31 protein-coding genes and 1 pseudogene are annotated in these 25079 nt (G+C 46.0%); 4 read left to right on the top strand and 28 right to left on the bottom strand.

What is annotated here, in order from left to right; genetic code table 11:
* Nucleotides 1-38: 38 nt before the first annotated feature.
* The 5 genes from ACE5LO_RS12090 to ACE5LO_RS12110 form a co-directional block, all read right to left on the bottom strand.
* Entirely contained in the window at nt 39-266 is a 228-nt protein-coding gene (locus tag ACE5LO_RS12090; protein ID WP_375520274.1) for a hypothetical protein, read from the bottom strand.
* Between the two features lie 38 nt (nt 267-304).
* On the bottom strand, nt 305-652 hold the full coding sequence (locus ACE5LO_RS12095) for a hypothetical protein (protein WP_375520275.1): 348 nt from the start codon (nt 650-652) through the stop codon (nt 305-307).
* A gap of 58 nt (nt 653-710) precedes the next feature.
* A complete protein-coding gene (locus tag ACE5LO_RS12100) occupies nt 711-1379 on the bottom strand; it encodes an HNH endonuclease (RefSeq protein WP_375520276.1) in 669 nt (222 codons plus the stop codon).
* Between the two features lie 232 nt (nt 1380-1611).
* The gene (locus ACE5LO_RS12105) at nt 1612-1818 is read right to left on the bottom strand and encodes a hypothetical protein (protein WP_375520277.1); all 207 of its coding nucleotides are present in this window, start codon (nt 1816-1818) and stop codon (nt 1612-1614) included.
* 261 nt (nt 1819-2079) lie between these two features.
* Nucleotides 2080-2283: a hypothetical protein gene (locus tag ACE5LO_RS12110; RefSeq protein ID WP_375520278.1), complete on the bottom strand. Its 204-nt coding sequence runs from the start codon at nt 2281-2283 to the stop codon at nt 2080-2082.
* Between the two features lie 149 nt (nt 2284-2432).
* Between ACE5LO_RS12110 and ACE5LO_RS12115 the strand changes: the two genes are divergently transcribed.
* Complete coding sequence (locus ACE5LO_RS12115) at nt 2433-2654, top strand: helix-turn-helix domain-containing protein (RefSeq protein WP_375520279.1); 222 nt, start codon at nt 2433-2435, stop codon at nt 2652-2654.
* A 46-nt stretch (nt 2655-2700) separates the two neighbouring features.
* On the opposite strand, the gene ACE5LO_RS12120 is transcribed toward ACE5LO_RS12115, so the two are convergent.
* The 15 genes from ACE5LO_RS12120 to ACE5LO_RS12190 form a co-directional block, all read right to left on the bottom strand.
* Nucleotides 2701-4479: a DEAD/DEAH box helicase gene (locus tag ACE5LO_RS12120; RefSeq protein ID WP_375520280.1), complete on the bottom strand. Its 1779-nt coding sequence runs from the start codon at nt 4477-4479 to the stop codon at nt 2701-2703.
* Nucleotides 4476-4670 (bottom strand): hypothetical protein, encoded by a 195-nt coding sequence (locus ACE5LO_RS12125; protein WP_375520281.1) that lies wholly within the window; start codon nt 4668-4670, stop codon nt 4476-4478. Before ACE5LO_RS12125 ends, ACE5LO_RS12120 begins: the two co-directional genes overlap by 4 nt.
* A gap of 10 nt (nt 4671-4680) precedes the next feature.
* Nucleotides 4681-5043 (bottom strand): hypothetical protein, encoded by a 363-nt coding sequence (locus ACE5LO_RS12130; RefSeq protein ID WP_375520282.1) that lies wholly within the window; start codon nt 5041-5043, stop codon nt 4681-4683.
* On the bottom strand, nt 5043-7091 hold the full coding sequence (locus ACE5LO_RS12135; protein ID WP_375520283.1) for a DNA cytosine methyltransferase: 2049 nt from the start codon (nt 7089-7091) through the stop codon (nt 5043-5045). The genes ACE5LO_RS12130 and ACE5LO_RS12135 overlap by 1 nt, the downstream gene beginning before the upstream one ends.
* Nucleotides 7088-7399 carry a ribonuclease H family protein gene (locus ACE5LO_RS12140; RefSeq protein WP_375520284.1) on the bottom strand — a complete coding sequence of 104 codons (312 nt, stop codon included), beginning with the start codon at nt 7397-7399 and terminating at the stop codon, nt 7088-7090. The genes ACE5LO_RS12135 and ACE5LO_RS12140 overlap by 4 nt, the downstream gene beginning before the upstream one ends.
* Nucleotides 7350-7868, bottom strand: a complete 519-nt coding sequence (locus tag ACE5LO_RS12145) for a DUF1064 domain-containing protein (protein WP_375520285.1) — start codon at nt 7866-7868, stop codon at nt 7350-7352. The genes ACE5LO_RS12140 and ACE5LO_RS12145 overlap by 50 nt, the downstream gene beginning before the upstream one ends.
* The gene (gene dnaN / locus ACE5LO_RS12150) at nt 7861-8985 is read right to left on the bottom strand and encodes a DNA polymerase III subunit beta (protein WP_375520286.1); all 1125 of its coding nucleotides are present in this window, start codon (nt 8983-8985) and stop codon (nt 7861-7863) included. Before dnaN ends, ACE5LO_RS12145 begins: the two co-directional genes overlap by 8 nt.
* Nucleotides 8986-9108: 123 nt before the next feature.
* Nucleotides 9109-10071 (bottom strand): primosomal protein DnaI, encoded by a 963-nt coding sequence (gene dnaI / locus ACE5LO_RS12155; RefSeq protein ID WP_375520287.1) that lies wholly within the window; start codon nt 10069-10071, stop codon nt 9109-9111.
* A 4-nt stretch (nt 10072-10075) separates the two neighbouring features.
* Nucleotides 10076-11164, bottom strand: a complete 1089-nt coding sequence (locus ACE5LO_RS12160) for a replication protein (protein WP_375520288.1) — start codon at nt 11162-11164, stop codon at nt 10076-10078.
* Nucleotides 11165-11209: 45 nt separating this feature from the next.
* Nucleotides 11210-11617, bottom strand: a complete 408-nt coding sequence (locus tag ACE5LO_RS12165) for a hypothetical protein (RefSeq protein WP_375520289.1) — start codon at nt 11615-11617, stop codon at nt 11210-11212.
* 77 nt (nt 11618-11694) lie between these two features.
* Nucleotides 11695-12051 carry a hypothetical protein gene (locus tag ACE5LO_RS12170; RefSeq protein WP_375520290.1) on the bottom strand — a complete coding sequence of 119 codons (357 nt, stop codon included), beginning with the start codon at nt 12049-12051 and terminating at the stop codon, nt 11695-11697.
* Between the two features lie 221 nt (nt 12052-12272).
* A complete protein-coding gene (locus tag ACE5LO_RS12175) occupies nt 12273-12701 on the bottom strand; it encodes an ORF6C domain-containing protein (RefSeq protein WP_375520291.1) in 429 nt (142 codons plus the stop codon).
* Nucleotides 12698-13822, bottom strand: coding sequence for a ParB N-terminal domain-containing protein (locus ACE5LO_RS12180; RefSeq protein WP_375520292.1), 1125 nt, complete (start codon nt 13820-13822; stop codon nt 12698-12700). The genes ACE5LO_RS12175 and ACE5LO_RS12180 overlap by 4 nt, the downstream gene beginning before the upstream one ends.
* A 52-nt stretch (nt 13823-13874) precedes the next feature.
* Entirely contained in the window at nt 13875-14105 is a 231-nt protein-coding gene (locus ACE5LO_RS12185) for a hypothetical protein (protein WP_375520293.1), read from the bottom strand.
* A gap of 151 nt (nt 14106-14256) precedes the next feature.
* On the bottom strand, nt 14257-14502 hold the full coding sequence (locus tag ACE5LO_RS12190; RefSeq protein WP_375520294.1) for a helix-turn-helix transcriptional regulator: 246 nt from the start codon (nt 14500-14502) through the stop codon (nt 14257-14259).
* 105 nt (nt 14503-14607) lie between these two features.
* Between ACE5LO_RS12190 and ACE5LO_RS12195 the strand changes: the two genes are divergently transcribed.
* Both ACE5LO_RS12195 and ACE5LO_RS12200 read left to right on the top strand, forming a co-directional pair.
* Nucleotides 14608-15252, top strand: a complete 645-nt coding sequence (locus ACE5LO_RS12195) for a LexA family protein (protein ID WP_375520324.1) — start codon at nt 14608-14610, stop codon at nt 15250-15252.
* Between the two features lie 5 nt (nt 15253-15257).
* Nucleotides 15258-16871 (top strand): recombinase family protein, encoded by a 1614-nt coding sequence (locus ACE5LO_RS12200; RefSeq protein WP_375520295.1) that lies wholly within the window; start codon nt 15258-15260, stop codon nt 16869-16871.
* A 17-nt stretch (nt 16872-16888) separates the two neighbouring features.
* Here the strand turns inward: ACE5LO_RS12200 and ACE5LO_RS12205 are convergent.
* The 8 genes and pseudogenes from ACE5LO_RS12205 to ACE5LO_RS12240 all read right to left on the bottom strand — a co-directional run.
* Nucleotides 16889-17080, bottom strand: a pseudogene (locus ACE5LO_RS12205) (manganese catalase family protein); the annotation flags it as partial.
* A gap of 30 nt (nt 17081-17110) precedes the next feature.
* Nucleotides 17111-17398 carry a spore coat protein CotJB gene (locus tag ACE5LO_RS12210; RefSeq protein WP_375355316.1) on the bottom strand — a complete coding sequence of 96 codons (288 nt, stop codon included), beginning with the start codon at nt 17396-17398 and terminating at the stop codon, nt 17111-17113.
* Nucleotides 17399-17400: 2 nt separating this feature from the next.
* A complete protein-coding gene (locus ACE5LO_RS12215) occupies nt 17401-17625 on the bottom strand; it encodes a spore coat associated protein CotJA (protein ID WP_375355512.1) in 225 nt (74 codons plus the stop codon).
* Nucleotides 17626-17861: 236 nt separating this feature from the next.
* On the bottom strand, nt 17862-18893 hold the full coding sequence (gene ytvI / locus ACE5LO_RS12220) for a sporulation integral membrane protein YtvI (RefSeq protein WP_375520296.1): 1032 nt from the start codon (nt 18891-18893) through the stop codon (nt 17862-17864).
* Between the two features lie 20 nt (nt 18894-18913).
* Nucleotides 18914-20260: a hemolysin family protein gene (locus tag ACE5LO_RS12225; protein WP_375520297.1), complete on the bottom strand. Its 1347-nt coding sequence runs from the start codon at nt 20258-20260 to the stop codon at nt 18914-18916.
* Between the two features lie 44 nt (nt 20261-20304).
* Nucleotides 20305-21438: a radical SAM/CxCxxxxC motif protein YfkAB gene (yfkAB, locus tag ACE5LO_RS12230; protein ID WP_375520298.1), complete on the bottom strand. Its 1134-nt coding sequence runs from the start codon at nt 21436-21438 to the stop codon at nt 20305-20307.
* 108 nt (nt 21439-21546) lie between these two features.
* Nucleotides 21547-22656, bottom strand: coding sequence for an HD-GYP domain-containing protein (locus tag ACE5LO_RS12235; protein ID WP_375520299.1), 1110 nt, complete (start codon nt 22654-22656; stop codon nt 21547-21549).
* A gap of 43 nt (nt 22657-22699) precedes the next feature.
* Entirely contained in the window at nt 22700-24139 is a 1440-nt protein-coding gene (locus tag ACE5LO_RS12240) for a bifunctional metallophosphatase/5'-nucleotidase (protein WP_375520300.1), read from the bottom strand.
* A 165-nt stretch (nt 24140-24304) separates the two neighbouring features.
* Between ACE5LO_RS12240 and moaD the strand changes: the two genes are divergently transcribed.
* Nucleotides 24305-25036 carry a molybdopterin converting factor subunit 1 gene (moaD, locus tag ACE5LO_RS12245; RefSeq protein WP_375520301.1) on the top strand — a complete coding sequence of 244 codons (732 nt, stop codon included), beginning with the start codon at nt 24305-24307 and terminating at the stop codon, nt 25034-25036.
* Nucleotides 25037-25079 lie beyond the last annotated feature (43 nt).

Below are 25079 nucleotides of genomic sequence, written 5' to 3' on the forward strand. Positions count from 1 at the left end.
CCTTTCCTGGATATCCCTTGTCCTTTCCCTATGGATGGTTACTCTTTTGATTCCAATATCAGTTTTTCGGCCAAGTACTTTTTCCCGACTTCGCTGTTGAGCCAGTTTTCTACTTTTCGATATCCATTAGCCGACTTCGTCACGCCGATACGTTGCATTTCCGATAGATTTACCGTTACACGGTATACTTTGCTCGTCAGTGTTACATCTACTTCGAAAAAGGTGATTCCGGAAAAGCGGGATGTAAATTTAACTTCGGCTTTCATCTTCTGAAAGTGTCCTTTCCTCTATGGGATGGTATGGGCTATATAAGGTGATAATCGTATTCCTCGCGCACTGTGTAACGACAGTCAGAGATATTAACTTTTGATTCTTTAAGAATCTTCTTTAACCGTAATTTCATTTTGGTTAGATTGGATATAACATGTTCTTCATTTACACTTTTCCTTGCAATGGTATGCAATTCATCGGTTGTTACCCGAATGTTGTATTCTTCTTTGCTGCGACAAATATTTAATTCTATTCGCGAAACATGTCCCGAATATCTCACGAAAACTGCGTATTCTGTATGCACGTTTATCAATGCTGATAATTGCATGATATCTCCTAACAATTGACTTGCTCTTAGATTGAATCGCGGTTCTTTGTCCATATTCTTTATCTCCTTTAAGACTTTTCGTCTATATCTTGTTATACGAATTACATCCACTTCAATCATCGAAGTATCCGTATCCAAATGGAATTTGATGCTTTTGCTCTACTCGAACGATATCGTTAATCAGAGATTCGAAAACGGAAATTTGTTTGTCATCCATCATTTCCAGAATACGAATCTCTTTGGTTTTCAAGGATCGTCCAGCAGCAGAGGTTATAAGTTTGATCACTGGATTAAGAGATTCGCGACGCTTCTGCTCTTGCTGCTCAACTTGCCGCCGCGCCTCTTCTTTCCGCTTATACTCAGCCCAATCTTGTTCGTCATACCAAAATCTTGTTCCATAGAGTTGGGTATATGTCGTTATCCAATACTGAAGCTCGTCTTCATTTGTCTGGATTCGATCATGACAGGGTTTGCATACACGCATGGCATTTGTTTTAACACCACGACCGCTCCTACCTCTCGGCATTACGTGGTGAGTTTGTATTGCAGAGCGTCCACAATTGCATTGGCACAAGCCTTCTGTTTCATCAATCAGTTCTTTAACTACTTCTGAAGGAAACTCAGCTCGATCTGCACGAGACGGACGGGACTGGTGATGAGCGAGTAAGCCCTTCTTCCACTCCGAAACCGGCTTTTTGTCTTTTTTGCTCCGTCCAAGGCTGCTATAGGTCTTTTGCTGTTTGACCTTTTTCTCCGGTTTCCAGAATGTCTGATGGGCCATTCCCCTCTCCACCTTTCCAACAATTTGAATGTTGTTATCCTGTGCTTATGCTTATATTTTAGGCCTAAGCTACTACGGCCCCACTACGGATTTTAAAGGCTCCAAGAATCCCGCATTCTCTAAAACGGAGTAATGTTTATACCTTTCCTCCATTGTTATACGCATTTTTGTTATAGTATGGGATACATAGAATGCCACGGCCTGCTGCACTTCTATTGGCTCGGCGTCAAGCTTATTCAAGTCGAGTTTCCTCATTACTGCCCTCCCTTTTAAGGCGATTATATTTTTCTCCAAAAGCAAGCTTTAAATTATCTGGGAAAGAATCTATTGCACGTTTCCAAATATTCAGTAATTGGTTGTTATGAGAATGTTTCTTTTCTAACTCCACGTAACGTTCTGCCAGAGATGTAGTAAAATCTTCTGCTTCCTGTTCCGTCATCCCCCATACCTCCAATATTATTTTTGTTACAGTACGCTGTTGCTCGTTCGGATACAGTGTTACACGCTCAGGAAATTTTTCCTGCTCCTACTTGGCTTTGTGCCAACCTCACTGGATACGTCCAGTGAACGCTCTGAGCTTAATGGCCTGTTTTCGTTCGCTCAGACGAACTTTCAACTAATTCTTGATAGAAATAGTCGAAATCGAAATTCCCAACCACAACTCTTATAAATGTTTTTCGCATGTGAGTTTCCTCCATTATTAGATTGAAAAACCGAGTGTTTCCCGCTCGTAAGTCACAATTGTTAAGCAATCACTTGAATTATCTACCTTAGTGATTTTTCCATATTGTTTAATGTATCTCCGAGATACGGTCTCGATATTTTTGTCGTTATGCTCCATTTCGATTTCTGCAATTTGCTTGCAATCCCCATTAATTACTCTTATTGTTTGTCCGATCACCATTAAAATCACTCCTCATTCAATTTTATTACGTAATTTCGTTATATCGTATTTTTATTATAATTCCGTTATATCGTAATGTCAACAACAAATTACGAAATTGCGGAATCCACTTTCCTGTGTTAATATTCAAATAGTGGAGGTGGAATGACTTGGTTTCCATTATCATCAAAGTTCAAGACCTAATAGATGAAAGAGGATTATCACAAAAACAGTTAGCTGAAATGACAGGGTTACGCCGAGCTGCTGTGAGTGAAATATGTAATAACTTGCGCACCTCAATTAATAGGGAGCATCTCGAAAAAATTGCTGAAGCACTTAATCTATCTAATATCAATCAGCTGATTGAGTTAAAGGTGGAGCAAGAGGAATAATAACCCTCTGCTCCTTTTTGATTAATTGAATCCCACAGGCCTCATATTAATGACGTCTGGTTGCTCCTCGCTGAGTCCCGCTCCTTTTCAATTTTTCGATTACCCTATCCAGATGCTTACCGATCTCTACCTGGGCAATGGCTTTATCTTCCTCACTCTCAGTTTTCTCGCCCATGATTCCCGCAAATTGAGCGGTCTTGAAACCGAGAGCCTCCATCATCTGTTCATCGCTGCCTTGTCCACACACCAAGTAGTAACTCAAGACAGAATCTTTTTGCCCCATGCGGTGCGTTCTATCCTCGCATTGAGAATGAATACCTGGTGACCAGTCCAACTCCCCGAATACATTGATATTGGACCGCTTTTGCAAACCATCGATACCGGCTGCAGCTCGGAGGGATATAATAATCAGATTCGATTTTCCGGAAATGAATGCTTCTTTCGCCAATTCCTTTTGAGCGTTAGTTTCTTGCCCTGTTACCCGAACAGGATTAAATTGCGCTAACTCCTCCATCCAAATTTCGTATACAGCATGATGGTATCCGTATAATACAACTGCTTCTCCTGCCTCCAAAAGCATTCTCACGAATCCGGCTACATATGGGGCCTTAGCTATACCAGTAGCCTGCCGAACTTCTTGGGATATTTCTCGTTTCGCTCGTCCCTTCTCAAGAATGTCTGATATAGTGTCATACCGATCAATGAGTTCAAATACAGACTTCATTTCCCGCGTAAAGGTCTTCTCGTCCGAGTCGATTTCCTGAACGACCCTCCGTTTTGCAGGCAGTTCGGTGAGAACCTGATCTTTTGTCCTGCGCAGCATCAATCCTTCTCGCCGTAAATGTTCGCCCAAAGCATCCGGATCAGTCACAACCATTTCTCCGTACCCATAACACCATTCCCTAGTGAAACTGCCCCAATCGCCAAGACATTGATATTCTAAGATGTTCATTACGTTGTAGATTTCCCCACCCTGGTTGTAAACAGGTGTTCCTGATAAGCCTATGGCATTTCCGACACTTTCAGACAGCAGAGAGGCTGCGCTGTATTTTTCTGTTCCCGTGCGGCGCAACTCCTGAATTTCGTCGAATACCGCAAATTCAAATTTATATTCCGGAAGCTCCGACTTCCAGCCTCGAAGCAGCCCGTAATGTATAATGTAAAAATTAGCTTCAGGCAGATCGTACGGTTTCAATCCCTTGATGATGTGTACTTGAGTGGCCAGATCAGGGAACAAAGCGGATTCACATGGATTCGTTTGCGGAACAATGAATTTTTCAATCTGCTTCTTCCACTGAGTCTGGACACTGGTAGGCACTACGATGATGCCAGGATACCGATTTTGCGTTGCTATCCATGCCAGAGCTTCTACAGTCTTCCCAAGCCCCATATCGTCTGCCAGAAGGGTAGGAGCGTTGTTACATAGGAATGCTACTCCCTCCTTCTGAAACTCGGTTAGCTGCCCGTTGAAATACAACGGTGACGGCTCTATTTTCTGGGGACCACGCCGGATTTCTTCTCTCCGAAGCACATAGCTTACAGCTTCATTAAATTGAGCTTCCCACGCTTCAATATCAATCACCTTTAGCGGGTAGCGCATCATAAGCCAATTCAAGTCGCCGTTAGTTCGCTTATTACTCTTGAATCTGGCTATTCCTCGGGAACGGCCATCTGCTCCAGGAAAGAGGCGTTTGGCAGCTTGGCATACAGCGGCTTCGCCTTCAATCACCCAATGATTTGTTACGGGTTCATATCTTAACGTTCCGTAATAATAATCATTTTCTCCAGGTGACTTTAGGTAAGCAGGCAATTCAATTGTGCTCATTCTTCTTCCCGCTCCTCCGCTAGAGACTCGGCAGGTAATGTCTCCCCAAATACGGAAACTCTCACACTCTGGAAAGCGTCGATATAGCAAGCTGCCGTGTGTTCATCCCACTCGTCTGTTGCGCTTGCTTTATTCATTCGCCATTTACGAATGGCACCATCAAGATAATCTTTGAACTCTTCCGTATTCATTTATCTCACCTCATTTACTTGAGATTCCCCAAAGCTTTCTAAGTCCGATCGATGCGACAGGTTTTCCGTTGATCGTTTCGGGCAAGTCCATGTATCGCTCTATGACAAGAATCAAACCTTTTACTTCATCAAATCCGGCATAGCGTTCCAGCTGATTATAAACACTCCGCTCATTCGGTTTACCTTTTTTGGCTTCAATTCCGATCCCGTCTGTCGTAAGAAAATCAATGCGGTTTCGGGGAGCCAGGGGGACTTCGTGACTATACGAAATCCCTGCGGCTGTAAGCTGCTCTGCAATCATGTTGTGGAGCTTGTATTCATCTATAATGAGGTGGGAACGAATCCTCTTGATTGCTGCAATGACATGTTCCATCAGTGAAGCAACTGCCCTTCTTGTTGGCTTTCCGGCTGTACCCAAATGGGGTCCCAACTTAATTCGAATGACACACCTTGTTCAGACAATACCATAGCCATAAGAATTACATTTGCCATGCCTTTAGCAGCGTCAGGTGGTACAGCATTACCTATATATTCCCTTGCTTTTGAATCAGAGCAGCCCTCGATTTGAAACGGTCTGCCATCAGGAAGATATCTTGGGAATCCCTGCAGCCCTACCGCCAATTCATACGTTGTGAAAGGCCTGTGCCAAGTTCCGTCCTCTGCAATAATTAACATGACACATCGCTCGTTATATTCTGGGATTCGCGGATCCGCTATAGCTGCATTACCTGAATGAACATCCCCTGAACCGGTGACTGTTGTCGCTGTTTCGTTCCAATCCTGTACTCCATAAGAACCAGACCGTGGGTTACATCCCAAGCGCGGATCGTTTATTGAAGCAGCTCCACACTGAACATCTGTCTGTCCAAGTACCGTATTTGCGGCTTCTCCCCAAGATTCCACACGGAATGTTCCAGGGTATCGCTGACTCCGACTATTAAGCCGTGGGTCAGCAACCGATTGCGCCCCACTCCCCAACGTATCCTCTCCAGTAACTGTATGGGCTTGTTCCTCCCAAGGCCGAATGGTATACCCATTGCTTCGTCTGTTCCCCTCACGGTCGTTCACCCTCGGATCAGCGATTGATGAAGCAGAATTCATGATTCGCCCGGCTCCTCTGACGGTTTTCGCCGTTTTCCCCCATTCCTGAACTCCGTATCCGTCAGTCCGGTTGTAGTCTCCGTCATAGTGGTCAGAAGGGGTCCGTGGGTCTGCTATTGCTAATGCTCCACTACCAAACCGTGTTCCTGTTACACACGGCGCCGGTTCATCTACTCGAACTATACGGTAAACTCCAGGATGTCGGCCATTGCGCTCTTTGAGCCTCGGATCGCCTACTGATAGCGCTCCATTGTTTGGTCGTGCTGCACCTGTTACAGTTGGGCTTGTTTCTTCGAAACTGGAAACCTTGTAAATTGTTGAATGAGTACCGTCTTTAAATCCGGTCCGAGGATCATTCACCGCCGCCAAGCCATTACTCCGTCCAACTCCTGCCCCACCCGTAACAGTTCTTCCCGTCTGATTCCAATCATCCACGGCCCAAGCTCCTCTCCTGGGAACGTGTTCGAGTCTGTATTTCTCAAATTCCACACTCTCAAGGTCTCTCCAATCGCCTCCGGCTGGAATAAAAGCTAACCGTTCCCATGTTTTCCTTTGAAGCAAAGGGATTCTGTTTAAGGGGCCTCCATTGATCTCGTCACCCGGTAACGGTAAAGGATCGATCACATCCCCAATTGTCCTCAAAGGCTTTACTTCCGGCTTATATATGAAGGCGGGCATCCTCTTCTCATTCCGGGCAATAAGCAAGTAACGTTTGCGGCGCTGCCCCAATCCTCCTATCTCTCCACAATCATGAGTTTCATCATTTACGGCATATCCGTACTTTTGGAGTGTCGCCTTAATCTTTTCAAGAATCTTCTTGCCACGCGTCATGATCCGTGGAACATTCTCCAGGAGGAACAATCTCGGCAACACGCCTCCGTAATCTCGACATGCAGAAAGTGAAAGGTCAATCCCACGAATGGTCAACAGATTTAGGGCCTGATACTTTTTGCTTTTGGCCGATTTCTCAGGAAGCAACCCACTAAATCCTTTGCACGGTGGCGAAGTGAATATCACATCCGGAACCTCTTCACCGAATGCTTTCCATAAATCCCAAGCTTCAGCTTCTTGCCAATCCTTAGGAGGATCATCAACTCCGTGAAAATCGATGTACTGCTGACGGTCAAATAGATCCATTTGCACTGCCTTGCCGCCAGTAATCAACTCATAGTTCCGGCAAACTACTGGATCAGAATCGATGCTGCATAAGCTCCGAAAACGCGCCTCTGCGCCCATATATTCGGCTCTGGCACCCTTGAATCCTAATGCACCGCCACCAATGCCACCGAATAGAAAAGCTGCTGTATATTCCGTTTTCATTTATCCCCCTCCGCTTCCAGAAGAATCAAAGATTCTCCTTCATAGTTCATTTCCATTTGATTAGGATCGTTAATTGGCCCCCAATGATTATTAGCCTGCATGATTCTCATCACTTCCACCGCATAGGGTTCATCGGTGTTTACTACCAGATAAGTATTCAAAACTGTCTTCCCGTGCAGATCCCGCCACTTTTGAATCTTCCACAAGATACGGGACAGTTCACTTTTGTCATTAGCATCAAGGTATTTCTCGACGTCCTCATTTTTGATTACGGTGAATTTCACCTGCATTCCGGTCAGTTCTGGCATGCTTATTCTCCCCTTCAGATCGTTTGATTAATTGGTTAATTGCCCGTTTGCGCGCTGCTTTCTCTCTCTTTATTTGTTGAATCGGGACAAATTCCCCGCGCTTTTTTGCGAGTATTTCAATTGGTAAAGTCGGATATTTAGCTTGGAACAACTTAAGTTTGACCCGAAAAGTGGATGTCTCCACTCCTTTGATATCAACCACCCGCTGACTTCCATCAAGTTCGGTTACGAGAAAATCAGCAATGTAGGTCACTTTCGGTTGTTCCTGCAGAACAAACTTTGGATGGCAAGTGAAGTCTTTAATCTCTCCATACTGACGCTGCAACAAAAGCTCTTGGTAATACTCACCCTCCATTTTGCTGTCGAAACGAATACCCGTTACATCAAGCTTGTACCTTTTTATAATCCATTCATCAAACAAAGTCCCATCTGCTGTGACGATTACTTTCTTGGCATTGTACTTAGTCATTTCGCACCTTATAGGGCATAATGACATGATAGTTTGATTTGTCATTTACACCTTCAATAGACATTGGATTTATGGGCCCACGATAACCGATGGAAATTTGCTCCATATCTAATATTCCTAAAACTTCCAACATGTATTTTGCATTTATCGTGATCCTAAAGTTCTCGCCCTTAAATGTAACAGGCATGATACTTTCGACTGCCTTACCGTTTTCTTTCCCCTGTCCTTTGATGATAATCTCCTTACTCGAACACGTTAACGTGACTGAGTTATTTTTATCCTCTCTCGCTAGAGTTAATACGAGTTCAAGAGACTGAATTAGTTCTGACCGTTCAACTGTGATTTCAGTAATTGGGCTAACACGCAGCAAGCTTTCCACTTCGGGATAAGATCCTTCCAGAACCCTTGAGTAAAATGTAAATCGTTCCGTTTGCGCAAACGCATATATAACATCGCCATTATCAGATTTAGAAAACCCAAATTCTACCTCGTCATTGTCATTAATGATTTTTTGCAGTTCCTTAATCCCCCTTGCTTCAACGACTGCTGACCCTAATTCAGCACACTCTATATCCTTCTCTACCCTTGCTATACGATGACGGTTTGTAGCTATCATTTTTAATTTCCCATTTTGAATAACGACATGTACACCAGTAATGATCGGCATTGATTTCCCATCGATATCGGCAGCAAATACAGTTTTTCTAATGAGGTCCTTTAAATCCTTTCCCTTTATTTCGATAAATTCCGAATTATCAATCACTGGAGGGGACGGATATTCGTCTGGGTCCATTCCAGATATTTCTATAGCTTTATTTTTAGAACTGATGATCGCTTGGTCTTTTTTCACTTCAATAGTTACTTCGCCTTTAATTTTTTGGATGATTTCCAATAATACTTTGGGCAAAGCAGCCCTGCCGGCGCTATTGATTTGAACATTTTCTTCAATATATGATTGCACTGTAGCACGATAATCTGTGCCGGTAATCGTAAGCTTATCGCCCGCTGCATGTATTAAAAAGCAGCCCATGACGGGGATAATCTCTTTTTTGGGAAGAGTCTTACTTGCTTCATCCAATGCATCAGCCAGTAATGCGCTGTCCACTACTATGTTCATTAGGCTTATCCTCCTTATTCTTTTGGGCAGCCGGATTACACTCCGGGCATGGTCCCAGTATCACAATTGGTCCTTTAAACTGGTATTTCACCTTTCCTCCGCCGCATGTACTACACACGTCCGTCACCCCCTACGTCTGTTCCGGCCACCAACCGGCACTAGTTTTGTAAATGGCTCTATCCGTTCAATAATCCGCTCCGCCTTCTTCTCATGCTGCTTTTTGTCCATCTCCTTGTCCCTGGCATCCCTCGCATTAGCAAAATGCTGCTTCAACTCACTGATGGTCAAATTTGATGTGTAGATCGTCGGCAACCGCTCCATACGTCGCTGCAATATCGGGCCCAACACCTCATCCCTAGTCCATGCTGTTATTGACTCTGCACCAATGTCATCAAGTATCAGTACAGAAGCTGTTCTGAGAGCGTCAAGCTTGCGCTCTACGGTTTCTGTCTTTGAGCCAATAGCATCTTTGACTTCTAACAGAAAATCTGGCACATAGACCATGAGAACGTCCACATCGCATTTTGCAAGTTCTTGAGCAATCGCACCAGCAATCCTGCTTTTACCTACCCCCATCGGCCCATACAGGTACAATCCTTGGGTGGTTTCACCCGGAACGAACATGCTGCAGAACATTACTGCTGCCGCGATGGCGCTCCTTCTCTGCGGATCCGGCTCAATATCGTCGAATGTAGCTTCCAGAATGTGTGATGGTATATAATGGCTCTTGATCCTCTGACCGATGCCCTGTTGCTTCTCATAGGACTTTAACAAATGGCATTTCCGCAGCCTGAATACAAGCTCGTCCGATTGGGTTGGGTGGGGTTCATCAACGCTCCTGTGCCCCTTCTGTTCGTTTTGGCAGGCTTTCAATCCAGGACAAGCGCTACACAAATCGCAATATGAAAGATGCTGTGAAATATCCCTGTAGCGCCTTGGGCTTGTTAAGTCTGCTGTCCGATCAGGGTATAACTGTTTTAGCCGCTGTATCTCTGGATGGTTCTCAATTCGCTGTATGACAGCAGCTTGCCGTTCGTGAAACCGTGATGGCACTAAAGCCTTTAATTCTTCCTGGAAGCTTCCCACGCTATCAGCCTCCCTGTTTTGCTCTTAACTCAGCCAGCATTTTTTGCAAATCTTCCGTGTTGTATTGCTCGTCCGGCTGAGGAGCAGAATCGCTTTCCTGTATACTCTCCGCTGTGACAGCGCTTTGGTCAGCAGCCTGACGAGATGCATGTAGCGAATAAATGACCGTAGCACAATATCTTACAGTTCTGATCTCATCCCACTTATGCTTGGGCTTGAAATTGTCAAAAGCCTGGTCAATACCGTCTAAAGCAGTTTGAAGTGGTACACCTTCTTTGATTAGCTCATCGATCACTTGATCATCGGCAACCGTTATTTCCAAGCCCTTCCCTCGACGGCGAAGGTATTTATCAGCCATGGCCATCCGATAATCAATATCCGAAGACGATATTTGGTCCTGAATAGAGTCGGCACCTGTTTCAGGAGTGGCAGGAACGGAACCTTGCCGGGAAGTCGGTATCCCCTCATCTTCGGGTTTTGATTCGCCTGGGGGCGTATAACAACAACTATTGTCTTTAAAATTGTCTTTAAACATGTCTTTAGACACTCCTTCCGCCTTACTGCCACAAGGGATTGAGCCGCTTTTAACTTCACGTTTTGTGAAGTTTTCAGCCTCCAAATCTTCATGTTTTGTGAAGTCGGACTTCACGTTTTGTGAAGTTTCTGAATTATCCTCTTGGATTGTCGATTCACTATGATCTTCTGAAAAGTTCACGTTTTGTGAAGTTTTTCGCTTTAAATTTTGGTGAATCAGAAAATTGAATCTTTCCGAATCCCACCCCATCACTGGACTTATTTGCCACAAGTCATAATTCTTCCTTATGGCGAACAACTTCTCATCTTTATCCCAGGCTATAACCTGAGAGTTTTCAAGGAACAGTAATTCTTTCTTAATATGCGTTGCCGGTACTCCGCAAGTTTCGAAGTCTTTAAGCCTTGGGATGAAAGCATCTTTAAGATTGCACCCGTAAGATAGTCTCCAGATGAAAAGCAAGATGTCTTTTTGACGCTTCGTAAAATTCCGGCGTATTAACTCATTCCAAATATCATTTGCTAACTTTACGAAGCCATTTTCCGGCTGCGGGTTCGCCACTCACCTCACCCCGTGTCCCCACCCAATATCCATGTAATCACTAACCTACCTGACTCCACTGGCAGGGTTGTTATACTCGGCCAGCAGAACCTTGAGGCTGTATTTTAAAGAGTTTATAAGTTGGTTATTACTCTCTACTGCATTGTGCCAGCGAACCTTATCCGCTTCCGCATCTGCCTCCTGCATCCGAAGATCAGTTACAGCCAATTCTGCACGCTGGCCTTTGTCCTTATCGGCTGTAAGATATGCCTCGGCGTAAGCACGCTTCCGCTGGGCATAGATACGTTTATATTCCCTGACTGCATCAGCGGCCTTCCGCCCCAAAAGAACCTGAATTTCGGTCAGCAATCCGATTTTTCGAGCCAGAGTTGCCGGGTAATCATGGCTGCACTGATCCGCAAGACTATAAAGCTCTCCGAGCGTATATTGTTTTTGTAGAGACAATGCAGCCATTCCCTTCTATTTGCAATAACTTGAAGATATGATATAATTCCGCTAGTTGTATTCATTTGATCGTGTTGGTAGCACGATTATTCGCTAGGGTCTTTCTGTTTTTTTCTATTGCGCTTACGGCAGTAGTAACTACAGAAAAGCCCTTCTTTTGGATCGGGATATTTCCGACCTGAATAAACCTCTTTTTCGCAATACCCGCAGATACCTATCACTTCCCCCAATATTTTGAAACCCGATGGCTCAGGAACTTCAAGACCCTCGTATTCTTTGTTTTTCCCGATAGATTGTTCCAACTGAGATAGTCTCTCCTGAAGAAAAGTAATTTTAGCATCGATCTCATCAGTTGGTACTCCGAATTTAGCGGCGTCAATGCTGTCCTCATACAAGTCTCTTAATTTCGCTCTTAGGACCCGACATTCTTTATGCTTGTCCAACTCTCTCAGCCCCAAATCTCCGCTTCAAGTTCGGATAATTTATTTACAACTGCTTCGCTTGCTCTTTCAGTGGTACCAACTTCTGCACACACATGACAGGTATTAAATAGATCATCTTGTCTTCCCACGCCGAATGTTGCGAACGATAATGGCATGCTGCAGCGGATTCTTAAACCACATCCTAGCCAACTCCGGTAGCGTCATATCCGGCCCCTCCTTCATCAGATGTAATCCTCTGGACGGAAATCTTGGACAAAATCAACCGCATCATCAAAGTCAATCCGCCGAATATGGCTGTATTTCGCCACGCTAAATCGGTCCTTAAGCTTGCTCCAGATCATTCGGCGGTATTTACCAACCGTCTCATTAAACTTGCCGTCCGTCTCCGTGTAGCGGTCTTTCGTGAGCGTATTGGATCTAATCCTTACTGCATGCTGCAACTGATAACATTCAGCATCCGTGAGGGTGACACTATCCCGAACTTCTTGAACCATCATCTGTACCTCTTCCACTTTCTCTGTCACATTCAACTCCATTTGCTTCATGCCGTCCCATAGCCCCCGAATAGCTACACCCTGGGCTTCTGTGAGCTGGAGTTGTTTTTCGACAATCGTGAGATAATCAGGCTGGCTTGGATTAATTAATGTCATTTCTCTACCACCTTTCTGCCGTTAACGGCTGGACGGAGTTGTTCAATAAAGGCTTCCAGCATGTCCAGGCTCTCAGAAAGCCGTTTCTTTTCGCTGCTGCTTGCGCTTCCGATAGCGCCAAGCATGAAAGACGTTATCCCTACCTTCTGCAAAAACTGCTTAACATGAATACTTACCTGGATCGTGTTACTGTCAGCTTCAAAACGGAGCTTCTTCATTTGGGCTGCGGCCTGCTGATCATCGAAATTGTCAGGCTGCTGTAGTTTCAAAGCTTCCGCCTCTTCTTTTGCCCGTTGATAGCCCGATTTCAGTTGTTCAACCTTGATACGCTCGGATTCGATTTCTTCCTTAAGTTTGGTTTTCCAGTACTCGTCACGCTGTTTAAGCTGCGTCTCAGCCTCCTTTTCTTTTTGTTTGATGAATACTGCCGTCTCTTCCTCATGACGCTCTACGGCAGCAGCTACGGCCTCGTCCAACTGATCAGAGGGCACAGCATCCTTATACTGGCGTTGTAGAGCAAGCTTCTCTTGTTCCGCTTGTTCGGCCCGTTCCTCAGCTTCGCGCACAGCCGCCTCCAATTGTGCCTTTGTTTCTACAAAAGCCTTATGGGTGCTGATTAGTCCGGAATCAAGTTGCTGAATGATCTCCGGGGTGGCGTGCTCCATGACGAATTTCGCCTTGTCGTATTGACGACCGGAGCCAAAGCCAGCTTGATCAGCTACAATGTCCCGTACTTGTCCGGTAGGATGGTCAGTTAAATTTTCCTTACCAGCCATTCGGTCCTTGGCCTTGAGCCGTTCGACATCTTCCAAGCGCCGCGCCCATTCCACCCGCTCTGAGAAGGTAAACTCCTTACGGTGCTCGTTTTCCGAAATCTCTAAGCGGAGCTGGTGTTCATAGTCGGTTATTTCCATAACCCTGACCGTAACTTCTGTGCGACCAAGAAACTGATGCGCCCTTAAACGCCGTTCTCCGGCGATAAGCCGATAATCCGGTGCTGGTGTCACTACAATTGGATTAATAAGTCCGTTTTGTTCGATATCTCGTGCCAGTTCTTCTATTCCACCGAAATCCTTGCGGATACGATCTCTGACTTTGATTTTGTTAATGTCAATTCGCAAGTTGAATCTCCTTTCAGGTGAATTTGTGATCCAATTTTATTAAACCGATAATTTATTCCGCTTTGTCTCGATTAGCAACAATGAATTTCCAGGCGATTCTATGCATTTCACGAATGATGTCATTAATTTCTTCCTGTGTTTGAACGATATCATCACCACAAATCTCAATGGTTGTATTTCCTAATCGATATGTCTCAACAGCGTTCCCGGTCACGCTTTGCTTTTCCGCCATCGTATCACCTCTAAGGTCATACATATGCTGGATAGCATGTACACCCATCATAACATCTCCTTATCAAATTAAATTTGAGTTGTAATCATGAGTGAATAAAAAACCAAACATCAAATAATATTTCCGCAAATAATAGTTGCGGAAAGTGTGCTTATTGTTTATAATTTGATTTGAAAGTGCTTGATACATATAAAACTAAAATTTAATTTGAGTCGTTGTCAAAAAAATTAGGATGAGCAAGATCAGAAAAAAGTTCATACACGGTTGAATCGAAATAGTGACAAATTTTAAAAAGGAGCTTAGTTCCGGGCACAGACTTACCTCTTTCAATCTCACGCCAATGAGATTCGGTAATCCCTAAACAAGCGGCTACCTCCCGCTGAGTGCCCTTCAATTTGCGCAACCTTTTTAATTTCTCTCGTTGAGGAGAGGCAACTGTTGTGTTCATTTTCTTCTTCCACCTCCTTGTCTCACATTATACGACTCAAATTTAATTTGCGCAACCCTTTTTTATTAAAATTAAATTTGATAAGGAGATTTTAATGTGAGTGTCATGAATAGCATTGGGGAAAGAATAAAATATCACAGGAAACAAATAGGCTTAACCCAACAACAATTAGCAGAACCTTTGGGGTTGTTACCAGCAAACATAAGTAGCTATGAAAGAAATAAAAGCGTTCCTCCAAGCGATAAATTAGCCATATTAGCAGATGTCTTAAATACCACTACTGACTATTTAACGTGCAGAACTGATGATAGTTCTCCCTTAGATAGAAGTGAGAATAAAAGGATAGAAAAAAAACACACCATTCCAATAGTAGGAAACATTTGTGCTGGAGATGGCATAATCGCTGAAGAAAATATTCAAGGCTACGCAGAATATCCTCTCCCTCAGACTGCTACACCTGATTTCTCTCTTAGAGTAAAAGGTGATTCAATGATCGGAGCCGGTATAGTAGATGGAGATATTGTATTCCTAAAGAAAAAGAATTGGGCCGATTATAACGGACAGATTGTAGCTGTAGTAGTTGACGGGGAAGGATCGTTAAAAAGAATGAAATGGTCTGAAGGCTCCCCTTATATTAAGCTTATTCCTGAAAACGATAATTACAGAATGAAAGAAGTTCTGCCAAACGAATTGATTGTATGCGGAGTATATTGCGGTCACTTTCATCCAGAAATAATTAACGGGAGATGAATAATATGATAAGTAATGCATTGCATAATGGGGATTATTGTATATATCTCAGAAAATCCAGAAAAGATATCGAGTTGGAAGCATTAGGAGAAGGCGAAACGCTGGCAAGACATGAAAAAACACTCTTGGCTCTCTCAAGATCTCTTAAGGTTCCAATCAAGAAAATATTTCGAGAAGTTGTATCTGGTGAAACGATACAGGAACGACCAGAAATACAAAAATTACTCAAGGAAGTAGAAGACGGTATTTGGGCTGGAGTTTTTGTGATGGAAGTAGAGAGACTTGCTCGCGGAGATACGAGTGACCAAGGTGTGATAGCTCAAGCTTTCAAGTTTTCGAGTACAAAAATTGTGACTCCAAGTAAAATATATGATCCCGAGAACGAATTTGATGAAGAATATTTTGAGTTTGGCCTGTTTATGTCTCGAAGAGAATTCAAAACAATAAATAGACGCCTTCAAAACGGTAGATTAACATCGATTTCTGAAGGTAAATATGTAGGCAATATTCCTCCTTATGGATATAAAAAATACAAATTACCAAAGGAAAAAGGGTATTCTCTAGAAATTATTCCCGAAGAGGCAAAAATTGTCCAAATGATATTCGATCTATATGTTAATGGCGAAGTTACCCCAAATGGAGATCGTGAAGAATTTGGTACCGCCTTAATTGCCAAAAAATTAAATACATTAAAGGTCCCTTCCGCCAAAGGTGGTCTCTGGAGAACTTCAACAATACAGTCTATACTGCGCAATCCTGTTTATATGGGTAAAATAAAATGGGGAAGTAGACCGCTCAAGAAAAGAAGAGTAGACGGTAAAATAGTGAAGAGTCGCCCTCGTTTATCTATCAATGAAATGAAATTAGTGCAAGGAAGACACGAAAACATTGTCAGTGATGAATTGTGGTGGAAGGCAAATAACAAACTTTCACTAAATCCGGCCAAACCGGTGCCAGCGCACCTTAAGATAGCCAGCCCATTGGTAGGACTAGTTTATTGTGGTTTTTGTGGTAGAGCCATGGTCAGACGGCCTCACCCAAATCAAAACGACTCTCTGATATGTCAGATACCTGAGTGTAAGAATGTTAGTTCATTTTTATATTTGGTGGAGCAGAGAATCATTGAGTCCCTTAAGAAATGGCTTGTCGAATATAAGACTGATTGGGATAATAATAAAAGAATTGAAGAGCAAAATAACGATGCTGAACTACTCGAAAATGCTATTAATAAAATAGACAAAGATATTGATAACCTAAAAATCCAACTAGATAATCTGCATGATCTCCTTGAGCAAAACATTTACACGCCAGACGTATTTATTGATAGAACAAAAAAAATAACAGAAAAAACAAAAAAATTGGATGTTGAAAAAACTAACCTGCTTAAACAATTAGAAGCCTTGGGTGGGGTGAATGATAAAGTCGGAGAAATGATACCTGTCGTGGAACACGTTCTTGATCTTTATTCATTAGACCACTCACCAGCGCTTAGAAACGAGATGCTAAAAAGTGTATTAAGTAAGGTTGTTTACACAAAAGAAAAAGGAGCTCGTTGGCACGGCTCACTTGATGATTTTAGCATTAAAATATTTCCTAAACTTCCGCGTGACCATCATTGATAACATGGTGGTACACACTCTTCTGTTCCTATATCATTCAGCAGTCCAATCACTTTGTCAGGGATCGTATAACGCTGATTCAGATAGCGGAGCGCTGCGGCCAGTTCTCCGTCGGCTCCCCCATACTGCTCCAGCAGCAGTTTGGCCATACGGGGATCACATTTGCTGACACGGACGGGATACTGCAGCTTTTTTTCATAAATCCACACGGAACCATCTCCTCCCTTTGGATTCCCGCTTTAGACCTGCCATGGCCAAGGAGCTTTACTCCATTCCCAAGGATACTTGGAGTAGGCATGGCCGAAATTTTGCAGCGGCCCGTACAGCAGCTGAAAATGATGGGCCACCTGCATGCGGTCGCGTGTCAGTTGGTTGTACTGTTCAATCGCCTGCAAATCATTGGGATGGGTGTTCAGGTACAGATTGAGCTCCACCAGGACAAAATCAAGCTCCTGCAGCCGCTCAAGCAGCTCATAGTATTGCTTGTCACCGGGTTCCGACTGCTGGATCTGCTCTTCATCGCTCATCCTCAGTCAGCCTCCTTTGCATTCATCTTCGATGTATACGAGCTGTACAAGTCAGGCCATAGAGTGCCCTTCCTTAGCGCCTCCCTGGGGCTGAACTGGGGCAAACCCGGGGGTTGAAAATGGATGAACAGGTTGGGTGGAAGACTGTACGTTTTAAGCCTGATCGGCGGACAAGGATCAAAGGGGCCGATAAATGGGGCGTACACTCCTTCTTGCGGAAACTGCATAGTGTTCATCGTATGCATAACATTTGAGTCCTTCACAACATATGCCTCCTTCCTTCTCTTGAAGCTGAAACCGAGTGCACTGAATGGCTTGCCGGTTATTGGACCTCTCTTTTCAAACGTATGCGGACACCGGGCAAAGCTGAACCGAAATGTTTGCAGCAAAGACGGGAAGCAACAAAAAAGTCCCCGCCAGCCTTTCGGCTTTTGAGGACCTTTCGTGGACAGCAAGCTGTCCTTTAAAATTTGATTTTGATCTGAAAAAGGCCGGCTTTCCTCATAGCTGAATAAATAATGATGACAAGAGGACCGATGAAGAAGCCGACGACGCCAACCAGCTTGAAGCCGACATATAAACTGATCAGGGCCGGTAGCGCCCCAATGCCGACCGCATCGCCGATGACCTTTGGCTCAATGACTCTGCGCAGTACCGTAATGGCGATGAACAGAATGATCAGCCCAATGCCTGTGAAGATATCGCCAGTAATAAACAGGTACACGGCCCATGGCACAAGCACGGAACCAACGCCCAGGATCGGCAGGAGATCCACGAGCATCACCAGCAGCGCAATGGCCAGCGGGTAGTCAACCCCCAGGATCAGCAGGCCGATCAGCGTTTCTACATAAGTCAGGATGCAAAGAATAATCTGGGCACGCAAGAAGCCGAAAATCGACTTCTTGAGGCTTGCGAGCACGTCGCTTACCTGATCACGCGATTTTTCCTCAAAGAAGGACAGCACCGACGCCCGCATCGTATCCAGGCTGAAGGAAAACAGATAAACCGCTACACAGAATACAATAAAAAAGATGAACATATTCGGTATTTCCCTGGCAAACGAGAGCACACCGGATGAAAGCGCATTGACCAGCGACATCGCGTAGTTGCTCACATTTTCCATGAAGGTCTCAATGCCGTTTGCCGTCTCCGCAGGAAGCTGTTGGAACAGGCCTTCGGCCTGGACGACTGTATTTTGTAAAAACTCATTGGCGGACTGGAAGTAGGCGGGAGCGTTTCTCCAGTATTCGACCAGCTGTGTAAACACCTGAAGGCCCAGTATGTAAGCCAGTACGAGCAGCAGCACCAGGAATGCCGTACTGCTGACCGTACATGCTATCACCCTGCTCATTTTCAGCCTGTTCATCAGAAAACCGACCATCGGCTCCAGGAAGATGGCAATGATAAATGCGAGCAGAAAGGGGGCCCCGACGGTAAAAGTCCCGTACAGCAGGACGAGCCCCAATGCAATGAAAACCAGTTGTTTCCCCGACATGATCCACTCCCTCTAATAACTTAATGCACCTCGCCTGCAGCTTCATCCTCCAGCCTCGGTATAGAGTGAATTTTAACCCTTAAAATGCGCAGCTTGGTCGAATCCTCAATCTCGATTTTAAAGCCATCCAGCAGAATGCTTTTCCCTTTTTGCGTGTTGCCTTCAAGCTCTTTGTACAGCCAGCCTCCTATCGAATCCACTTCATCATCCTCGATCTCTGTTCCCGCCACCTCATTGACCTCTTCCAGAAGCAGCCGGCCATCTACCGATATCGCGTCTCCGACGATTTCCACCGATGGTCTTTCATCTTCGAATTCATCGTACAGATCGCCCACAATTTCCTCAAGAATTTCCTCCGTGGTGAGGATGCCGGCCGTTCCGCCGTACTCATCCATGACAATCGTCATTTGCACATGATTTTTCTGCATCAGACGCAGCACCTGACTGATCTCCATCGACTCCGGCACGCTCAGAATCGGTCTTGCAATCGCGGCCAGGTCCGGCTTATCACCACACTCCGGCAAGAAAATATCCGCGATGTGCACAAACCCGATAATCTGATCCTTATCCCCCACAGCCACCGGATAGCGTGTATGCCGTGTCTCGTTGATGATCTTCAGATTTTCCTCAAAGGAAAGGTTGGTGTACAGGCAGTCCATATCCGTTCTGGGCTTCATGACTTCACGGGCCAACAGATCGGAGAAATCGAAAATATTGTCCATCAGCTTGATTTCATTGCTGTCCATGACACCACTCAATGCGCTTTGATTCATCAATATGCGGATTTCCTCTTCCGAATGCGCCGCTTCCGCCTCGCTGACCGGCTGAATGCCGAACAGACGCAGCAGCCTGTTGGCGGCCGCGTTCAACACCCAAATGACCGGGAAGAATATCTTGTAAAAAAACAGCAGCGGGGCAGACAGCAGCAGGGCAACGCCCTCTGTCCGCTGAATTGCAAGCGACTTGGGAGCAAGCTCCCCCAGCACGATGTGCAGAAACGTAATGACGCAGAAACCGATCACGACTGAAATTGTCGTAATCAGTGTCTCATCGGCAATTCCCAGCCGATACATGGTTGGCTCCACGAGCAGCTCGGTTATGGCCGGCTCGCCAAGCCAGCCAAGCCCCAGAGAGGCCAAAGTAATACCGAGTTGGGTAGCGGATAAATAGGCATCCAATCTGCTGTTCACCTTAATCGCATACCCTGCCAAACGATGCCCCTCGCTTTCCAGCTGGGCTAATCGCGATTGGCGCATTTTCACAAGGGAGAATTCAGCGGCTACGAATACCCCGTTCAGAAATACAAGCAGTAGCACCAGGAACAGATTTATGAACAGCTCTCCAAAATGAAACTCGGTATGGCCCAAGGTTTATTCCTTCTTTCCGTCCTATTCTGTAGTGGTAACAATGATCACATGATGGCCTGTTTCGTTTTAAAATCATCATGTTTATAGTACATGTCCGCAACGAGCAGGTTCGGGCCGCAGCAGTTGGCCGCAGCACAGTGGCAGTTCACCGTCTGATAGAGCGGATGCTCGTTGATCCAGCTGCCGAAGATGTCGTCCAGCTTCTGTTGATGGATATTGCCAAAGGCCGGGATATCCGCAAAATCGGTTACATACACATTACCTGTGAACATATTCACGTTAACTCTGTTGCGCCCGTCCGGATCGTTGCGTACTGTGACGTTCCGCTCAGTCCGCATCCGTCGCAGCAGCTCCTGATCCTGTGGGTTGCCGGAGCAGGCGAAGAAAGGCAGCGTACCGAACAGCATCCACAGCTCAGGATTGCGGTGATCGAGCAGGCGATGGATCGCGACGCGCATATCCTCCAGCGAAAGAACCGGCAGGGATGCCGCAAAATTGGACGCATACATCGGATGCACCTCATGCCGCCGGCAGCCCATTTCCTGAACGAGCTGATGGATTTCCGGGAGCTTCGCATGTGTTCTGTAATTGATCATGGATTCTGCGGAAATGAACATGCCCATGCTGCTCAGCTTGACGGCATTATCCATCATCTTCTCATACAGCCGGGCCGCCGCTGCCCTTGGAGCCGGGCGGCTCGTATTGGCGAAGCCCACCTCGTAAAAGTTGTCTGCATCCGTGTAGTTATGCGATATGTGCATCACGTCCAGGTATGGCAGCATTTTCTCGTATCTGCCAATGTCCAGCGTAAGATTGGAGTTGATTTGCGAACGGACTCCGCGCTCCCTCGCATACTTCAGCAGCGGGACGATGATCTCGTCAACAGTTTTCTCCATCAGGGCTGGCTCGCCCCCTGTAATGCTGATCGTCTGCAGGTTCTCCACCTCATCCAGCCGCTTCAGCATCAGCGATAAAGGCAAGAAGGGCTCCTCCTTCATCACCAACGAATCACCGACAGCACAGTGTTCGCAGCGCATATTGCATAAATGTGTAACCGTCATTTCCACACTGGTCAGCGTGTGCCGGCCAAATTGCTTTAATGAATCGATCGGGTCCCACGGATCGTACTCCGGGGACAGCGGTTTAAGTGAATGGTTCGTGCCATTAAGTCCTGACATTTAGTTTTCCACCTTATTTCTTCTTGTTATGCTGATTTCATATAAAAAAATCACTATATATTATCATAACACGAAGCGGACAGCGGCTGCACAGTTCAAGGCCGTGAATTATCCCAGGCCGGCCTGCTCCTCCGCCTTCTTCATACCGCCCGCTTCCGTGATGATCACGGATAAAACCGCAGACAGATCGATTTCATAAGGAGCTGCCAGCTCCTGCCCGTCCTGATCCTTCAGCACCCGGATAACGGGCCGGTGCGGAATCCGGGGATCAATGCGCACGACGATTCCCTCTTCGCCCGTGCTTAATACGACAGGGAGCCCAAGCGGATAAATAGCCACACAGTCGCGGAATTTTTCCAGCATATATTGCTCATACAGGGTTCCTGCCCCCGTATAGAGCGCTTCTACCGCCTGATGGGGGAGCATAGGTGCTCTATAGCTCCGGTTCGCTGTCATGGCATCATAGGAGTCTGCAAGCCCAACCCATTTGGCATACTCATGAATTTCCCCGTTATGCAGCCTGTTCGGATAACCCGTTCCGTCGATCCGTTCATGGTGTTGCAAAGCGCAAATTGCAGACAGCAGAGAAATATCAGGCACCTTTTTTAATATCTGATATCCGATCTGTGCATGCTTTTGCACCTCCAGATACTCTTCACTGGTCAGCTTTCCCGGCTTAAGTAAAATATCGGGGGAAAGCTGCGTTTTACCGATATCATGAAGCAAGGAACCGATGCCCAGCTCCAGCAGCTGCTGGCGGTTATAACCGTTAGCCTTGCCAAGCACCAGGCTGTACAGGCATACCGTTAGGGAATGCTGGTACAAATTTTGGTCCGTGCTGCCCAAGTCATTAAGCATAATCATCGTATCCTGCCTGCTGCCGATATCCTCAAGAATCGATTCCATGATACCGCCAAAAGCTTTTCCCAAATGAGATACGGATTTTTGCAGAGTGAAACCGGAAAGCTCCCTGAACTGCTTCCGGATTTCCTGCAAGGCCTTCTGCCTCGTCTTCTCCTGGATCATGTCAGGGATATCAATATCGTCAGTTTGGGGGTCATGAATATACACATATGCAATTCCCACCTCGCCAAGTCGCTTGATCATCCGGTCATTCAGCTCTACCTCTTCCGACAATAGAACCAGTCCGTCCTCATTGTATATTTTTTTGCCGAGCTTCATTCCCGGACGTAATGAATCAACCGCTAACAGCCGCATAGTAATACCCTCTTCCGCACCAATGATAACTGTGTCCTGTAGCTTATTGTTGAACCGCAATCCAGCGGCAAACCATGCTTTCCTTCAGAGCATTCGGGCGCTGAAGCTCATTTCCGATCAGATCCCTTAAAAATTCCGGTAAACGATAATCCAGCTCCGTCCCTGCAGCCAGGCTTTCATACCCTATTTTAAAGGAAAACATGTCCAGTGTGCCCACGTTATAGCTCTCTTCATCCGACAACAGGCTGTCATTCAGTCTGATTTCAATGATTCTGTCAAACGGATTTCGCTGCAGGTCATATATGACTTGAATCCCGTCTACACACAGACTGCCCAGCACCTCACCCCTGAACCCGAAGCCTATAATCTTTTTATCGGCAAATTCAGACAAAAGTGATTGCTCCAGCGCAAGACGGATGGCCGAGCCCTGTAAATTCATCGTACACGCATTGATCGGTGAAGGGCATAGCTGATGCAGGAGTCTCTTCGAAATGCTGCCTTCGGGCAATGGTCCCAGCAGCTGCCCCGAGTTGACTATGGCGAGCTGAGCCCCCGTAAAATGACGGACCGCCTGGGCCATAATATTGCCAAATTCCGATTCCCTGTCATAGGCAATAGAGCAACTCTGGTCTATAATCGCTACAGTTTCCTGCAAACGGATATCCGCCCGCTGGCGATGAACGGCTATGGCTGCCGCCACGTTTTCATCCAGTATCAAAGTGTTCAGGGGCAGGCATTCTCCGGCGATCACCTTAAAGGGCTCCTGCTTTCCGTTGCGACCCAGGACCACCTTGCCCATGAGCATTCCATGCTTGCCTGCGGCGCACAGGGCCGTGCCGCCAATCATGAGGGGCGCCTCCAGCACGTGATGCGAATGTCCGCCAAGGATGACATCAATGCCAGTGACTTCCCTCGCCAGCCTCTCATCTGTATGTAACCCCAAATGGGACATTACAATCACAACATCCACGCTGCCGCGGATGGCTGCTACCTGCTGCTTCAGACTCTCAACCGGATCTCTGGCCTCCCAGCCCAGTATCCGGTAAAAGGTGGAATAGGGTGCCGTTGCGGCGACCAGCCCGATACGAATACCATCCTTGTTCAATACCAGGAATTCTTTCATCCAGGGCGGGGTGAATCCTGTCGATATTTCTCGAATATTGCCGCATACGACAGGACATTGAATGCCTGCATAAGCCTGTTCCAGCATATCGGGGGTGAACGTCAGTCCCTCATTATTGCCGATCGTTACCGCATCATACCCTGTCAGGTTGATCACATCCACGTTGGCTCCTCCGTAGGTACCTTCCGTTTCCGGAGCCATTCTGTCCATATGATCACCGATATCAAGGAGTAGCACTGCTCCTTCAGAGGCCCGCTTCTGCTCGGCTGCCATGGCTGCAAGCGAAGACATGCTTCCGAAACGGCTGTGGATATCATTCGTGTGCAGGATCGTTAAAGTTTGCTCATAAGCGGATTCCATATCCGTTCCTTCCTCCTATACCGGGTCCGGTTCTTAACATGTATCTTGATCAAGTTATGAAGAATATAGGATATCTAATTGTTAAGAATAACATTTTACTAGGCAATATGATATATTGAAGAAGCTAAAAATTTGCAGCAATCCATAAACCGAGGTGAATCATCCATGAATGTAGAAGTGCTGCTGTTCGCGGGGCTCGCCGAGCGCATCGGTTCTTCCCGTCTTGTGATCAGCCTGGAGGCTGCTTCCGTCACTGCCGGTCAGGTCAAGACACAGCTCGCAGCCGATTATCCGGAAGCCGCAGCCGCAATACAATCGTCTTTTGTAGCCATTAATCAGGAATTTGCATCCCCTGAAACCCCTATCAACGAAGGCGACGAGGTTGCAGTCATTCCGCCGGTTTCCGGCGGCGATGGCCTGAACGGCCATCCTGTATATACGAGCAGCGACGGATGGCATATCATTACCGAAAACCCGCTTTCACAGGAGGACATTACAACCAAAGTCATTACGCCGAATCATGGCGCTTCCCTTGTATTTGTCGGTACGACAAGGGAAATGACAGCAGGTCAACGCACCGTGCATCTGGAATATGAGGCTTATGTTCCCATGGCGCTGAGCAAGCTGTCCGAAATCGGCAAGGATATTGCCGAACGGTGGTCCGGCACGCTTTGTGCAATCGCGCACCGAACCGGCAAGGTCGACATTGCTGAAACCAGTGTCATCATCGCTGTATCCGCCCCGCACCGTGATATGTGCTATGAGGCCAGCCGTTATGCCATTGAAGCTCTCAAGCATAAGGTCCCGATCTGGAAAAAGGAGATTTGGGAAGACGGCTCCGAATGGAAGGGCTCACAATTAGGACCTTGGAACCCCACATTACCACCACAAACCTAGTAAGAAAGTCGTTGTCATGGGATTTTTTTCTTGATATAGTATT

The organism is Paenibacillus medicaginis (assembly GCF_042138635.1).
Taxonomy (GTDB): domain Bacteria; phylum Bacillota; class Bacilli; order Paenibacillales; family Paenibacillaceae; genus Paenibacillus; species Paenibacillus medicaginis.